The following is a 14,713-nucleotide window of genomic DNA, read 5'->3' as shown; positions in this document are numbered from 1 at the left end:
GCGCAGTTACTGGATGGCGCCAGGGCCTAGCAGGCCGGGCGCCATCATGAAGGTGCCCAGCCGGCCCTGCGAAGCCAGCAGCAGGTCGCAGCATTCGCGTACCGCGCCGCCGCCGCCGGGTTGCGAGGCAACCCAGTGCGCGGCCTGGGCGATGTAGCCGGGCGCGTTGGCGACGCTGGCGGCGAAACCGGCCCGCTGCATGGCGGGCAGGTCGATGATGTCATCGCCCATGTAGCCGGTCTGGTTCAGTTCGACCCCGTTGCGCTGGGCGAGTTCCGTCAGGGCCGCACCCTTGTCGCGTACGCCCTGCATGACTTCGGCAATACCCAGTTCGGCAGCGCGGCGGTCGACGATGGGGCCCGACCGGCCGGTAATCAGCGCCACTTTCAGGCCGCCTTCGAGCAGCAGGCGCAGGCCATGGCCATCCAGCGCATGGAAGCGCTTGAAGAGTTCGCCGTTTTCGCCGTAGTACAGGCTGCCGTCGGTAAGCACGCCGTCGACGTCGAACACCATCAGGCGCACGGCGGCCGCCCGCTCGCGCACTGCCGGGGTGATGCGGGCCAGTACCAGGGCTTCGGCGGGGTGGGTCGAGGAACGGGATGTTGTCATGGTCATACCACTTTCGCGGCCATCAGGTCGTGCATGTGCAGGGCGCCCAGCAGGGTGCCGTCGGTATTCAGGACCAGCATCTGGTTCAGGCGCTGCTCGTCCATCTGGCGGGCCGCTTCCGCGGCCAGCGCATCGGGGCCGATGCTGCGCGGCATGCGGGTCATGCCCTGGACCACGGTCAGGTTGCGGATGTCGCCGTGGCGCTCGATCAGGCGGCGCAGGTCGCCGTCAGTGAAGATGCCGGAGGGCTTGCCGGCCGCGTCCAGCACGATGGTCATGCCCATGCCCTTGGCCGACATTTCTTCCAGGGCGGGAAACAGGGGCGAGTCTTCGGCCACGGTGGGCAGTGCGGCGCCCTGGCGCATGACATCGCGCACGTGGGTCAGCAGGCGGCGCCCGAGCGTACCGCCGGGATGCGAGCGGGCGAAGTCTTCGGGGCCGAAGCCTCGGGCTTCCAGGCAGGCCACGGCCAGCGCATCGCCCAGGGCCAGCGCCGCCGTGGTGCTGGCGGTGGGCGCCAGGTTCAGCGGGCAGGCTTCCTGCGCCACGCTGGTGTCCAGGTGCAGGTCGGCCAGGCGGGCCAGTTCCGAAGACGGGTTGCCCGTGATGGCTACCAGGCCGGCGCCCATGCGGCGGGCCACCGGCAGGATGGTCAGGAGTTCCTGGCCCGAGCCGGAATGCGAGATCGCGATCAGGACGTCGTCGCGGGTGACCATGCCCAGGTCGCCGTGGATGGCTTCGGCGGCATGCACGAAGAAGGCGGGGGTGCCGGTCGAGGCAAACGTGGCGGCGATCTTGCGCGCGATATGGCCGGTCTTGCCGATACCGCTGACCACCACGCGGCCGCGGCAGGCCAGCAGCATGTCGACCACGCGAGTGAAGCTATCGTCCAGGCGTGCCGAAAGGTCGGAGATGGCCTGTGCTTCGATTTGCAGGGTGCGGTGCGCAGAGTCGAGCGCGGTGCCGCACGAGGGAAGGGGATGGTCGGTCATGGACGGATTTTAATCGCAGTATGGCAGGTTGCCGGCGCTTGGGGGCTATGGCATGCTGGCGCCGCAATTTTCCGTTTCAACTCTTGACCAGGCCCGCCATCATGTCCTCTGTCCCTGCGCCCATATTGGGCACGCCCTTGTCCGCTTCGGCTACCCGCGTCATGTTGCTGGGCGCAGGCGAACTGGGCAAGGAAGTCATCATCGCCCTGCAGCGCCTGGGTGTCGAGGTCATTGCGGTCGACCGCTATGCCGACGCGCCGGGCCACCAGGTGGCGCACCGCGCGCACGTCATTCCCATGACCGACCCCGACGCCCTGCGCCAGCTCATCGAGCAAGAGCGCCCCGACGTGGTCGTGCCCGAGATCGAGGCCATCGCCACCGGGGCGTTGGTCGAGCTCGAGGCCGCCGGCACGGTGCGTGTTACACCCACGGCCCGCGCCGCGCAGCTCACCATGAACCGCGAAGGTATCCGCCGGCTGGCCGCCGAAACGCTGGGCCTGCCGGTATCGCCTTACCGTTTCGTCGATTCCGATGCCGAACTGCGCCAGGCCATAGACGGCGGCATTGGCTACCCCTGCGTGGTCAAGCCCGTGATGTCCTCATCGGGCAAGGGCCAGTCGGTCATCCATGGGCCCGACGATATCGCCGGCGCCTGGCGCTATTCGCAGGAAGGGGGCCGGGTAGGGGCGGGCCGCATCATTGTCGAGGGCTTCATCCGCTTCGACTACGAAATCACGCTGTTGACAGTGCGGGCACGCGGCGCCGACGGCAGCATCCAGACGCATTTCTGCGATCCTATCGGCCACTTGCAGGTCGACGGCGACTACGTCGAAAGCTGGCAGCCCCACGCCATGCAGCCCCTGGCGCTCGAGCGTGCCCGCGATATCGCCCGCGCCATCACTGGCGAATTGGGCGGCATGGGGGTATTCGGAGTCGAATTGTTCGTGGCTGGCGACCAGGTGTGGTTTTCAGAGGTCAGTCCGCGGCCGCACGATACCGGCATGGTCACCATGATCAGCCAGGTGCAGAGCGAGTTCGAACTGCATGCGCGCGCCCTGCTGGGCTTGCCGGTGGACACCGCGCTGCGCCAGCCCGGCGCCAGCAGCGTCATCTACGGCGGCGTCGACGCCCGTGGGGTGTCGTTTCACCAGGTGGCGCAAGCCTTGGCCGAGGCCGGCACCGATATCCGACTGTTCGGCAAGCCTGAATCCTTTGTGAAGCGCCGCATGGGGGTGGCGTTGGCCACCTCGGGGGATGTCGATGCGGCACGGGACAAGGCGAAGCGGGTGTCGGGGGCGGTGGTGGTCAAGGGTTGAAGGGGCCATGTTCTGGTTCTTCTGGCGTCGTGACGGGTTCAATGCGCCAGGCTGCTGGGGGCGATTGAGTTCTTGAATTCTTGGCCACGCTGGGTGGCATGCGTGGGATGGGTGCCGGGGCTGTCGACTGCGGGCTGGGGTAAGCCCTGGGTGCTGGTTGGGGCTTCGGTCGTTTAGACTATTATTGAAATGGTATTTCAATAGTTGAAACGACCTGGCGGGCTGGGAAGTCATGCTTATCCTACTGGAGGGGCCTCGAACGGCTGTGGGGCTACAGCGCGTCCGAGATGTCGGCGGCAATGGTGCGGATGACGTCGCCGAACCGTTGTTCGAGTTCGGCGCGCGACATGGCCGAGGTATGCACCACGATGTTCACGCTGGCGATGGGCTCGTGGTCGTGCACGATGGCACAGCCCAGGGCGCGGCCGTTGCTCAGCGTTTCCGTGTCGGCCACGGCGTAGCCGCGTTCGCGTGCCGTGGCCAGGATCGCCGCAAGTTCGGTTTTCTTCCTGGCCGGGTCGAAGTCGGGGCCCGGCAACTCGGCCAGCCTGAGCAGCTGGTCGTGCAATATCGACGGGGCCAGGGCCGCCAAATAGGCGCGGCCCAGCGCCGTGCGCAGTACCGGCACGCGCGAGCCAGGCTTGCGGTTGATCGCCAGCACGCCGGCCTTGCGGCTGGTGTTCAGGATGACCATGGCGTCATTGTCGAAGACGCCCAGTTCGATCGGCCAGCCCACGGTTTGCCGCTGCGCGTCGAGGATGGGCGAGGCCACCGCCAGCAACTGGGCCTGGGCGTCGTAGCCATTGGCCAATGCCAGCACTTTCGCGGTAACGGAGTATTTGCGGTCGTCGTCGCAGCGCTGTACGTAGCCTGTATGGGCCAGCGTTTCGAGAATGCGCACGATGGTGGGCTTGGCGATGCCGGTGTGGGCGTGAAGCTGGCCCACGCTGGCGGGCCCTTGTTCGTTAAGGCACCGCAAGACCTCGAGGCCCCGCATCAACGCGACCACCGGTTCGTACGAGCCCATCTTTTCTTTTCCTATTGCTTCTTGTTCGAATCAACGTCCTTGGTGCGCGCCGTGCCGTGCCCAGGGAACCCTGGAGACTAAGCATGATACCTTACCAAAAAGCCCTGGCCGCGCTGGCTTGCGCCGCCGGCCTGTTGACTGGCAACACCGCTGCGGCGGCGCCTGATGCCTATCCGCAGCAGCCCGTGCGGCTCATCGTGCCGTATGCGCCGGGCGGCGGCACCGACAGCATGGCGCGTGCCCTGGCGCGCAAGCTCAGCGAGATCTGGCGGCAGAAGGTCATCGTCGAAAACCGGCCGGGCGCCAGCGAGTCGATCGCGGCATCGGCCGTGGCGCGTGCACCGGCCGACGGCTATACGCTGTTGTTCGCGTCCGACTCCACCTTCCAGCTCAATCCGCTGCTGTACAACCACTTGTCCTACGATCCCGATAAAGACCTGGTGCCGATCACCCGTTTCGCGGCCAGCCCGTTTGCGCTGTTCGTCAACGCGGATACGCCGGTGAAGACCTTCCAGGATTTCCTTTCCTATGCGCGCCAGCACAAGGGCAAGACGTTCTACGGGTCGTATGGGGTGTCAAACTCGACCAACCTGGGCTTGTCGTGGCTGTCGAAGCAGTTCGACCTGGACATGGTGCATATCCCGTTCGCGGGGCAGGGGCCGGCCATGATCGCCTTGCTGGGCGGCGAGATCCAGATTCTGTTCGGCAACATCATTCCGTCGAGCATCGGGTTCATCGACCAGGGCAAGGTCAGGGTGCTGGTGGTGTCCGGGGAGCAGCGGCTGCCCAATGCTCCCGATGTGCCTACCTTCCGCGAGCTGGGCCACGACAACCTCGATACCGGCTATACGCTGGGCCTGGCAGCGCCGGCCGGCGTGGATCCGGCGATCCAGCGGCAGATTGCCGAAGCAGTGAAGCAGGCGGTGGCCGATCCGGAACTGATCAAATACGCGGCCGAGACTTTGTCGATCAGGCTGTTTGCCGAGCCGTCCGGCCAATACCGCGATTTCATCGCGGACAGCCGGCGCATACTGCAGCAGCGCATCGAAGCCGCCGGCATCGGCAAGCTGGACCAGTAAAAAGGAGCATGGCATGACCAGGCAATCTTCCTTCCGTCTCAACGATCCCGACGACGCCCGGCGCGTGGGCCGCCCGCCGTTCGCCGGCCAAGGCGCGCTGTCACTGGACGCGCGCCCGCAAGCACTGCATTTCGATCCCGCCTCGACCGCACTGGTGGTGGTGGACATGCAGAACGCCTACGTGTCCAAGGGCGGCTACATGGACCAGGCGGGTTTCGACATCTCGCAGGCGGCCGGGGCCGTCGAGGGCACGCTGCGGGCGCTGGATGCGGCCCGGGCCGCGGGTATCCAAGTGGTGTACTTGCAGAACGGCTGGGATGCCCAATATGTCGAGGCCGGCGGCCCCGGCTCGCCCAACTGGCACAAGTCCAATGCGCTGCGCGTCATGCGCCAGCAGGCCGCACTGGACGGCAAGCTGCTGTGCAAGGGCGGCTGGGACTACGCCCTGGTCGACGCGCTGGCCCCGCAAGCGGGCGACATCGTCGTCGCCAAGACCCGCTACAGCGGCTTCTTCAATTCCACGCTCGACAGCCTGTTGCGATCACGCGGTCTGCGCACCCTGCTGTTTGCCGGCATAGCCACCAACGTTTGCGTCGAGTCCACGCTGCGCGACGCCTATCACTACGAATATTTCTGCGCTTTGCTGGCCGATGCCACCACCCAGGCGGGGCCCGCATTCACGTTGCAGGCCACGCTGTACAACGTCGAGACCTTCTTCGGCTGGGTCAGCGACGTGGCCAGCCTGGTGCGGGCCGTGGAACACAAGCCGGCCTGAACCAGGCCACTTCAAAGCAATGGCCACCTGCGGGTGGCTTTTTTGACTTGCTTTTGATTTTGGTTAATTCGATAATTTCAGGAATTACTGAAATCAAAGTAACAAAAGTATGCCACTCAACCCCCAAACCGAGCGTTTCGTATTGCATTTCGGCGAAATGGGCAGCCGCTGGGGGGTGAACCGCACGGTGGGGCAGATCTATGCCTTGCTGTTCCTGGCGCCGCAGCCGCTGCACGCCGACGACATTGCCGAAGCACTGGGGTTCTCGCGTTCCAATGTCAGCATGGGGCTGAAAGAATTGCAGTCCTGGCGCCTGGTCAAGCTGGTGCATCAAGTGGGCGACCGGCGCGACTACTTCGAAGCGCCCCAGGATGTCTGGGAAATCTTCCGCATCCTGATGGAAGAAAAGCGCAAGCGCGAAATCGATCCCACCTTGACGCTGCTGCGCGATACCCTGCTTGCGCCGCCTGCCGGCGCATCCGAAGCCTACGCCCAGCAGCGCATGCGCGAGATGCTCGAACTGATCGAACTGTGCACCGGCTGGTTCGACGAAGTGCACCGCCTGCCGCCCGAGACGCTGCAAAGCCTGATGAAGCTGGGCACCAAGGTACAGAAAGTATTGGATTTTGCCGGCAAGCTGCGAGGCCGGGAATGACGTCGCGGCGTGAACTCGGGAGCATCTCTATGAAGTTGCCACGTACGCCCTTATCATGGGCTACCTGTTGCGTCGGCCGCGGCGTGCGCGTGCCATCGTGGTTTGCTGTCTTTTCGTAGGATGCCCTCCATGATCGATCTCGACGTCGTCAATCTGTCGCGCCTGCAGTTCGCCGCGACAGCGATGTATCACTTCATCTTCGTGCCGCTCACGCTGGGCCTGTCGTTCATCCTGGCCATCATGGAAAGCGTGTACGTCATGACCGGCCGCGATATCTGGCGCCGCATGACCATGTTCTGGGGCACGCTGTTCGGCATCAACTTCGCACTGGGCGTGGCCACGGGCGTGGTCATGGAATTCCAGTTCGGCATGAACTGGTCGTACTACAGCCATTACGTGGGCGATGTCTTCGGCGCACCGCTGGCGCTCGAAGGCCTGATGGCGTTCTTCCTGGAAGCCACCTTCGTGGGGCTGTTCTTCTTCGGCTGGAACCGCCTGTCCAAGGTGGGCCACCTGATGGTGACCTGGCTGGTGGCGTTTGGCACCAATTTCTCGGCCCTGTGGATCCTGATCGCCAACGGCTGGATGCAGAACCCGGTGGGTGCGGTGTTCAACCCCGACACCATGCGCATGGAAATGACGGATTTCGCCGCCGTGCTGCTCAACCCGGTGGCGCAGGCCAAGTTCGTGCATACCGTCAGCGCGGGCTACGTGGCTGGCGCCATGTTCGTGATGTCTATCAGCGCATGGTATTTGCTGCGGCGCCGCCACGTCGACCTGGCCAAGCGATCCATGGTGGTGGCGGCCAGCTTCGGCCTGGCCTCGGCATTGTCGGTGGTGGTGCTGGGCGACGAAAGCGGCTACCTGACCACCGAGCACCAGAAAATGAAGATCGCGGCCATCGAGGCCATGTGGCACACCGAGCCCGCGCCCGCCAGTTTCAATCTGTTCGCCATTCCCAACCAGGCCGAGCGCAGGAACGACTTCGTCGTCGAGGTGCCCTATGTCATGGGTATCATCGGCACGCGGTCGCTGACCACGCCGCTCTTGGGCATCGACGACCTGGTCAGGCGCGCCGAGGTCCGCATCCGCGAAGGCCTGGTGGCCTACGAGGCCATGCAGCGCATACGCGCCAACCCGGCCGACACCGAAGCACGCATGACACTGGACCGCACCTGGCCCCAGTTGGGCTATGCGCTGTTGGTCAAGCGCCATCAGCCCGACTTGAGCAAGGTCACCGACGCCGATATTGCGATGGCGGCCGAGGACACCATTCCCCACGTGGCCCCGCTGTTCTGGGCATTCCGCATCATGGTGGCGGTGGGCATGTACCTGATCCTGTTTTTCGGGGTGGCGTTCTGGCTGGCATCGCGCGGGCGGCTCGATAACCGGCCGGCGTTGCTGAAGATTGCCTTGTGGAGCCTGCCGCTGCCATGGGTGGCCATCGAGGCCGGCTGGTTCGTGGCCGAATACGGGCGCCAGCCCTGGGTCATCGAAGGCGTGCTGCCCACGTATTACGCCGCTTCGGGGCTGACGCTGGCCGACTTGGCCATCAGCCTGTCGATTTTCCTGGTGCTGTACACAGTGTTGCTGGTCATCGGGGTGAAAGTCATGCTGCATGCCATCAAGGCCGGGCCCAAGTCCGATCGCCCCGCCCCGCGTCCGGCACCGGCCGATCCGGTGGCGGCCGCTGTCGATGTCTATTGATCACGGAGCGCGCACATGGAAACTCTGATTCCTTTCGACTACGCTACGCTGCGGGTAATTTGGTGGGCGCTGCTGGGCGTGCTGTTGATCGCATTCGCCGTGATGGACGGGTTTGACCTGGGCATCGCGGCGCTGTTGCCGGTGGTGGCGCGTAGCGATACCGAGCGCCGCGTGGTGATCAACGTGGTGGGGCCTGTCTGGGAAGGCAACCAGGTCTGGCTGATCACGGGCGGCGGCGCCATCTTCGCGGCATGGCCATTGCTGTACGCGGCGTCATTTTCCGGTTTCTACCTGGCCATGATGCTGGTGCTGGTGGCGCTGATCGTGCGCCCGGTGGGTTTCAAGTACCGCAGCAAAATGGAAGGCACCCGCTGGCGCGGCACCTGGGACCACGTGTTGTGCGCATCCGGTATCGTGACATCGCTGGTGTTCGGCGTGGCCATGGGCAACCTGATCGTGGGCGTTCCTTTCGGCTTCGACCCTGCCCAACTGCGGCCACAGTACCACGGGCATTTCTACCAACTCTTCAGTCCCTTTGCGCTGCTGGCCGGCCTGCTCAGCGTGTCCATGTTGATCATGCATGGCGCGGTGCAACTGGTGTGGCGCACCGAGGGAGTGGTGGCCGAGCGGGCGCGCCGCTTCGGGCGCATGGCGGCCCTGCTGACTGCGGCCTTGTTCGCGGCGGGCGGCTTCTGGGTTGCCCAGGGCATAGATGGCCACATCATTACCAGTGCGATCGACACCATGGCGCCATCCGACCCCATGCTCAAGGAAGTCGCGGTGCAGACGGGCGGATGGATGGCCAATTTTGCCAAGTGGCCGCTGGCCTGGATTGCGCCGGCGCTGGGCGTGGGCGGCGCCTTGCTGGTGGTGCTGCTGCTGGGCCAGCGCCACCAATGGCTGACCTTCATTGTCTCGTCGCTGGCCGTCGCCGGCATTATCCTGACCGTCGGCCTGGCGCTGTTCCCGTTCCTGATGCCGTCCTCGACCGACCCGCGTTTCGGCCTGACGGTCTGGGATGCGTCGTCCAGCCTGCTTACGCTCTGGATCATGCTGTTGGCCGTGGTGCTGTTCCTGCCCATCATCACGCTGTATACCGCCTGGGTCTACCGCGTGATGCGCGGCAAGGTCACCAGCGAGTCGGTCGACGGCACGCCGAATTCTTATTAGGAGCTTTCACGCATGTGGTATTTCTCGTGGATTCTCGGCCTGAGCCTGGCTTGTGCGTTCGGCATTCTCAATGCCATGTGGTTCGAGCTGCGTGAAGGATCCGAGCACGATCCCGCCAGGCCGCCCGGCGACGCGTGAGTAGTACGCCGGGCATCACGCCCGATCCGGCCGCTGCGCAGGGCCGGCTGCCGCGCGAGCATTCGCGGTGGCTGGCGGCCCAGGCGCGCATCGTGCGTGTGCCGCTGGCATTGGCGGCCGCGGCGCCGCTGGTTAGCGGAGCCCTGCTGCTGGTGCAGGCCTGGCTGCTGGCGTGGGTGCTCGATGCCGCCATCGCGGCCCGGGCGCCGCGCGCCGATCTGGTACCCGCCATTGGCGCGATCGCTGCGCTGATCCTGGTGCGCGCGGCCCTTGCGTGGCTGGGCGAGCGGGCCGGCGCACGTGCCGCCGAAATCATCAAGCAGCACTTGCGGCTGGCCTTGTTCGACCGTCTGTTGGCCCGCGGACCTGCCTGGTCGCGCGGCCGCGTATCGGGTGAACTGGCCAGCGCCATTGTCGACCAGGTCGAGGCGCTGGACGGCTTTTTCTCGCGCTACTTGCCTGCCGCCGCGGCGGCCGCGGTATTGCCGCTGGCGTTCGCAGCCGTGGTGTTGCCGTTCGATGTGGTGGCGGGGCTGCTGTTGCTGGTTACCGCGCCGCTGATTCCCCTGTTCATGGCCTTGGTGGGGTGGGGGGCCGAGGCGGCCAGCCGGCGCCACTTGCATGCTTTTGCGCGGCTGTCGGGTTTTTTTGCCGACCGGCTGCGCGGCCTGTCGACCCTGAAGCTGTATGGCCGTGCCGAAGCCGAGGCGCAGTCGGTGGCGATGGCCAGCGACGCCGTCCGGCGGCGCACGATGGCGGTGCTGCGTATCGCTTTCCTGTCGTCGGCCGTGCTGGAATTCTTCGCCGCGCTGGGCGTGGCCGGCATGGCGGTGTACTTCGGCCTGACGTACCTGGGCTTCCTGGACGTGCGGACCTCGCCGCTGACCTTGCAGATCGGGTTTTTCTGTTTGCTGATGGCGCCCGAGGTATACGCGCCGTTGCGGCAATTCGCCGCCCATTACCATGACCGCGCCGCCGCGCGCGCAGCCGTCTCGCAGATCGCCGCGGCCTTCGATGGCTTGCCGGAAATCGCGGTGCCGGGCCCGCACAAGGCGGAAACACCTCGGGAACAAGCCGGGCATCCGCCATCCACCCAGGCCGCCGCCCTGCAGGCCCAGGCCCTGACCGTACGCGCCGCCGGCCGCCCGGCAGCCTTGCTGGATGTGGCGCAATTGGCGTTGTCGCCTGGTGCCCACGTGGCGCTGATGGGCCCAAGCGGCAGTGGCAAGACCACGCTGCTGGAAACCCTGTGCCGGCTGCGCGCAGCCGAGGGCACCATCCGCCTGGATGGCGTGCCCCTGGCCGGCTGGGACGAAACCGCCTTGCGCGCCCGCGTGGCGCTGGTCGGCCAGCGCCCGTATTTATTCGCCGGCAGCCTTGCCGCCAACATCCGCCTGGGCTGTCCGGATGCCACCGATGAACAAGTGCACACCGCCGCCCGCCGCGCCTGCGTGCTCGAGTTCGCCCAGGCCCTGCCGGGAGGGCTGGACACTTTGCTGGGCAGCCGCGGGATGGGGCTGTCGGGCGGACAGGCCCAGCGCGTGGCGCTGGCGCGCCTGTTCCTGCGCGATCCGGGCCTGATCCTGCTGGATGAACCCACCGCCCACCTGGACGAGGCCACGCAAGCGCGCGTGCTGGACGAAATCCTGGCGTTCGCGCAGGGGCGCACATTGGTGCTGGCCACGCATGCCCAGGCCGTGGCGCAACGGTTGCCGCGTACCGTGCAATTGGCGCACGGCAAGCTGGTTCCGGCATGAAAGCGCTGCTGCACTTGCTGCCGCTGTACCGTCGCCGTGCCGGTGGTTTGCTGGGGGCCCTGGCGCTGGCGTTGCTGACAGTGGCCGCCGGCGTCGGCCTGCTGGGGGTATCGGGCTGGTTCCTCAGCGCTGCCGCCCTGGCGGGTGCCGGCACAGTATTCAATCTTTTTGTGCCATCGGCATTGGTGCGCCTGCTGTCGTTCGTGCGCATCGCCTCGCGCTATGCCGAACGGCTGGTGGGGCACGCGGCCACGCTGCGCCTGCTGACGGACTTGCGAGCCAGCGTGTTCGGCGCGCTGGTGGGCCTGACGCCGCGTCAGCTGGGGCGCTACCGTGCCGGCGACCTGGTGGCACGGCTGACGGGCGACGTCGATGCGCTGGATACCGTGTTCCTGAATGTGCTGGCGCCCATGGCGACCGCCGGGCTGGCCGCGGTGTTGCTTGCCGCTGTCATCGGCCACTGGGTGCCCGCCGCCGGCTGGATCCTGGCCTGGGCCATGCTGGCCGCCTGCCTGCTGGTGCCCGCCTGGCTGGCACGCGCGGCACGCCAGCCAGGCCATGCCATGCAGGACAGCCATGCCGCCTTGCGGGCAGCCACGCTGGAAGCGGTGGAAGGGCATGCCGACCTGGCCGCCTGGCATGCGACCGGCCAGGTACGCCAGGTCTACGCCACGCATTGCGCCCAGGCGGCACGCGCCCGCGAAGCGCAAGTAAGGGTGGCCGCCGGCGGCTTGTGGATGCTGCAGGCTTTGGCGGGCGCGTGCATGGTGGCGATGTTGTGGTTCGGGCTGGATGCCCTGGGGCGGCAAGAGCTCAGCGGGCCGCTGCTGGCCGGCCTGCTGTTGGCGGTGATCGGCGTGTTCGAGGTGGCTGGCCCTTTGATGCGGGGCGCGGCCCGCCTGGGGGGAGCGATTGGCGCCGCGCATCGCATCCAGGCCATTGTGGCGCTCGAGCCCGACCAGCGCGACCCGGTCGAGCCGCAGCCCCTGCCCGCGCAAGGCGCCATCGAATTCCATGCGGTGCGTTTTGCCTATCCGACTGCGGCCGGTACCGCCGGCCTGCCGCTACTCGATGGCGTGGACTTGCGCATCGAGCCGGGCGAGCGCGTTGCCATCACGGGCCCCAGCGGGGCCGGCAAATCAACCTTGCTCTACTTGCTGCTGCGGCTCGAAGACCCGCAGTCCGGCGGCGTGCGTTTCGGTGGCGTGGATGTGCGGCAGGCGCCACAGGCCGCGCTGCATCGGCGGGTGGCCTGGCTGGCGCAGGACGCTCCGGTCTTCCTGGGCACTTTGCGCACCAATTTGTTGATCGGCGATCCCGGTGCCGACGATGCGGCGCTGTGGGCGGCACTGGACGCAGCCCGCCTGGGGGACTTCGCCCGCGGCCTGCCCAACGGGCTGGACACATGGGTGGGCGAAACGGGCGCAAGCCTGTCGATGGGCCAGGCGCGCCGGCTGTGCCTGGCGCGGGCATTGCTGGCGCCGGCGCCGGTGCTGGCACTGGACGAACCGACTGCCGGCCTGGACGAAGCGGCGCAAGCCGCGTTCTTCAGCGACCTGGCGCAGGCTACGCACGGCCGCACGGTGGTGCTGGTCACGCACGCCGCCTTGCCGCCCGGTACCGTGCACCGCACGCTGGCTTTGCGCAACGGCCGCCTGGCGGCCGACGATCTGGCTTAACTGCGGTGGCACGGTTATAGTTCGCCTTGCTTTATTTTTCCGGGGCGTGCCCATGCAGACCGACACCGCCGAACTCATTCGGCGCACCATCCGCAGCGTCCCCGACTGGCCCCGGCCCGGTGTCGTATTTCGCGACATCACGCCGCTGCTGCAAGATCCGCGCACGTTCCGGGTACTTATCGACCTGTTCGTCTATCGCTACATGCGCCAGCGCCTGGATCTGGTGGCCGGTGTCGACGCGCGCGGCTTCATCATCGGCAGCGTGCTGGCCTACGAACTGAACCTGGGTTTCGTGCCGGTGCGCAAGCAAGGCAAGCTGCCGTACCGCACGGTGGCCGAATCCTATACCCTTGAATACGGCAATTCGTCGGTGGAAATGCACACCGATTCAGTACGCACCGGCCAGCGCGTGCTGCTGGTCGATGACCTGATCGCCACCGGCGGCACCATGCTGGCCGCCATCAAGCTGCTGCAGCGCCTGGGTGCCAACGTGGTCGAGGCCGCCGCCATCATCGACCTGCCCGAACTGGGCGGGTCCGGCAAGGTTGCCACCACCGGCACGCCGCTGTTCACGGTGTGCAGCTACGACGGCGCCGAATAGCGCGCCCGGCTCAGGTCGTTTCGCCCAGCGCCCACGAGGCCGGCTTGGCCAGCCTTGGCTGAATGAAATCCAGGAAGGCCCGCGTCTTGGCGGGAATGGTGCGCGACGGCAGCAGTGCGAACAGCGGAATGGGTGTCAGGCTCCAGTCGGGCAGCACCGGCACCAGCCCCTTGCTGCGGATCGGCTGCCCGGCCGGGTCGAACACCAGCAGGGGCAAGGGGGCAATGCCCAGGCCCTGGCTGGCCAGGCGCGACAGGATGCCGACGTTATTGGCCGCCAAGCGGCCGGAAGCCACCACGCGCTCGACCTTTTCACCGGAATGCAGCACCCAGTACGAAAAGGCCTCGCTCATGGCCATGCGCAGGCATTCGTGATGCCCCAGGTCGGCCGGCGAGCGGGGCACGCCATGCCGTGCCAAGTATTGCGGCGACGCATAAAGACGATGTTCCATCAGAACGATCTGGCGCGCCACCAGGCTGGAATCCGGCTGCCGGCCAAACCGCAGCACCAGGTCGAACGGATTGCTGATGGGATCGATGTGCTGCATGTTCAAGTCGAAATCGCACTCGATATCTGGATGCAGCTCGCGGAATTCACGGATCACCGCCGGCAAGAACAACTGCGCCAGGCTCGAGGGCATCGATACCCGTAGACGGCCCTTGGGCTGGGCGGCCATGTCCAGCAATTGGTCGTGGGCCACGCGGGCTTCGTCCACGATGGGGCGGCATCGCTCGAAGTACACCAGCCCGGCTTCGGTCAGTTCGATGCGGCGGGTGCTGCGGTTCAACAACTTCATGCCGATGTGCTGCTCAAGCTCGCTGACTCGGCGCGACAGCGTCGAGGCGGGCATGTTCAGCGCTTCGGCCGCGTGGCTGAAATTCTTGCGCTTGGCGACTTCGACAAAGAGCGCGATGTCGTTTAGCTGGATGTCCATGAGAGATTCTGGGGCGATTCGTATGTCTGATGGAGAAGATATCTCATCACGAGGAAGATATTGTTCGCCAAAAATGGAAAAGTCTGTTCCGCGACAAGCCTGACTTCAGTTGGGGAAATGCCCGGCCGCCGGGAAAACTCGGTTCCATCAATGGAAAAATGTTCCCCGAACCAAGGGTTTATACGGATCCAGGGTCGCCGGATACTGTCGGCACCGCCGGTTGCATCCAGGAGAAGTATGATGAGCCCTGGTGGCCGCATTGATGGCTACGACA

The 14,713-nt window shown here is 66.1% G+C and carries 15 protein-coding genes; 11 read left to right on the top strand and 4 right to left on the bottom strand.

Going from position 1 to position 14,713, the window contains the following annotated elements; genetic code table 11:
* Positions 1-6: 6 nt before the first annotated feature.
* Both KW845_RS16120 and KW845_RS16115 read right to left on the bottom strand, forming a co-directional pair.
* Positions 7-615 carry an HAD family hydrolase gene (locus KW845_RS16120; protein ID WP_218370327.1) on the bottom strand — a complete coding sequence of 203 codons (609 nt, stop codon included), beginning with the start codon at positions 613-615 and terminating at the stop codon, positions 7-9.
* Complete coding sequence (locus tag KW845_RS16115; protein WP_218370325.1) at positions 612-1,601, bottom strand: SIS domain-containing protein; 990 nt, start codon at positions 1,599-1,601, stop codon at positions 612-614. The genes KW845_RS16120 and KW845_RS16115 overlap by 4 nt, the downstream gene beginning before the upstream one ends.
* Before the next feature lie 101 nt (positions 1,602-1,702).
* On the opposite strand from KW845_RS16115, the gene purT reads away from it, so the two are divergent.
* A complete protein-coding gene (purT, locus tag KW845_RS16110; RefSeq protein WP_218370323.1) occupies positions 1,703-2,917 on the top strand; it encodes a formate-dependent phosphoribosylglycinamide formyltransferase in 1,215 nt (404 codons plus the stop codon).
* A 271-nt stretch (positions 2,918-3,188) separates the two neighbouring features.
* Here purT and KW845_RS16105 read toward each other — a convergent pair whose 3' ends face one another.
* The gene (locus KW845_RS16105) at positions 3,189-3,944 is read right to left on the bottom strand and encodes a helix-turn-helix domain-containing protein (protein ID WP_218370322.1); all 756 of its coding nucleotides are present in this window, start codon (positions 3,942-3,944) and stop codon (positions 3,189-3,191) included.
* A gap of 83 nt (positions 3,945-4,027) precedes the next feature.
* Here KW845_RS16105 and KW845_RS16100 point away from each other — a divergent pair, with 83 nt between their 5' ends.
* The 9 genes from KW845_RS16100 (at position 4,028) to KW845_RS16060 (ending at position 13,505) form a co-directional block, all read left to right on the top strand.
* A complete protein-coding gene (locus KW845_RS16100) occupies positions 4,028-5,023 on the top strand; it encodes a tripartite tricarboxylate transporter substrate binding protein (protein ID WP_218370321.1) in 996 nt (331 codons plus the stop codon).
* A 13-nt stretch (positions 5,024-5,036) separates the two neighbouring features.
* Entirely contained in the window at positions 5,037-5,798 is a 762-nt protein-coding gene (locus KW845_RS16095) for an isochorismatase family protein (protein ID WP_218370320.1), read from the top strand.
* Positions 5,799-5,907: 109 nt separating this feature from the next.
* The gene (locus tag KW845_RS16090; RefSeq protein ID WP_218370319.1) at positions 5,908-6,453 is read left to right on the top strand and encodes a GbsR/MarR family transcriptional regulator; all 546 of its coding nucleotides are present in this window, start codon (positions 5,908-5,910) and stop codon (positions 6,451-6,453) included.
* A 129-nt stretch (positions 6,454-6,582) separates the two neighbouring features.
* Positions 6,583-8,160, top strand: coding sequence for a cytochrome ubiquinol oxidase subunit I (locus tag KW845_RS16085; protein ID WP_218370318.1), 1,578 nt, complete (start codon positions 6,583-6,585; stop codon positions 8,158-8,160).
* Between the two features lie 15 nt (positions 8,161-8,175).
* Positions 8,176-9,330, top strand: coding sequence for a cytochrome d ubiquinol oxidase subunit II (gene cydB, locus KW845_RS16080; protein ID WP_218370315.1), 1,155 nt, complete (start codon positions 8,176-8,178; stop codon positions 9,328-9,330).
* A 12-nt stretch (positions 9,331-9,342) separates the two neighbouring features.
* Positions 9,343-9,468 (top strand): cytochrome bd-I oxidase subunit CydX, encoded by a 126-nt coding sequence (gene cydX, locus KW845_RS16075; RefSeq protein ID WP_218370314.1) that lies wholly within the window; start codon positions 9,343-9,345, stop codon positions 9,466-9,468.
* On the top strand, positions 9,465-11,225 hold the full coding sequence (gene cydD / locus KW845_RS16070) for a thiol reductant ABC exporter subunit CydD (RefSeq protein ID WP_218370313.1): 1,761 nt from the start codon (positions 9,465-9,467) through the stop codon (positions 11,223-11,225). The genes cydX and cydD overlap by 4 nt, the downstream gene beginning before the upstream one ends.
* On the top strand, positions 11,222-12,904 hold the full coding sequence (gene cydC, locus KW845_RS16065) for a thiol reductant ABC exporter subunit CydC (RefSeq protein ID WP_218370312.1): 1,683 nt from the start codon (positions 11,222-11,224) through the stop codon (positions 12,902-12,904). Before cydD ends, cydC begins: the two co-directional genes overlap by 4 nt.
* Before the next feature lie 52 nt (positions 12,905-12,956).
* Positions 12,957-13,505, top strand: coding sequence for an adenine phosphoribosyltransferase (locus KW845_RS16060; protein ID WP_218370311.1), 549 nt, complete (start codon positions 12,957-12,959; stop codon positions 13,503-13,505).
* Positions 13,506-13,515: 10 nt separating this feature from the next.
* On the opposite strand, the gene KW845_RS16055 is transcribed toward KW845_RS16060, so the two are convergent.
* The gene (locus tag KW845_RS16055; protein WP_218370309.1) at positions 13,516-14,439 is read right to left on the bottom strand and encodes a LysR family transcriptional regulator; all 924 of its coding nucleotides are present in this window, start codon (positions 14,437-14,439) and stop codon (positions 13,516-13,518) included.
* A 29-nt stretch (positions 14,440-14,468) separates the two neighbouring features.
* On the opposite strand from KW845_RS16055, the gene KW845_RS16050 reads away from it, so the two are divergent.
* Entirely contained in the window at positions 14,469-14,702 is a 234-nt protein-coding gene (locus KW845_RS16050; RefSeq protein WP_218370308.1) for a hypothetical protein, read from the top strand.
* Positions 14,703-14,713 lie beyond the last annotated feature (11 nt).

Origin of the sequence: Bordetella sp. BOR01 (assembly GCF_019218885.1) — a bacterium.
GTDB lineage: Bacteria > Pseudomonadota > Gammaproteobacteria > Burkholderiales > Burkholderiaceae_B > Bordetella_A.
Note: the sequence above shows the minus strand (reverse complement) of the source record. Positions and strands in the feature narration are given on the sequence as shown.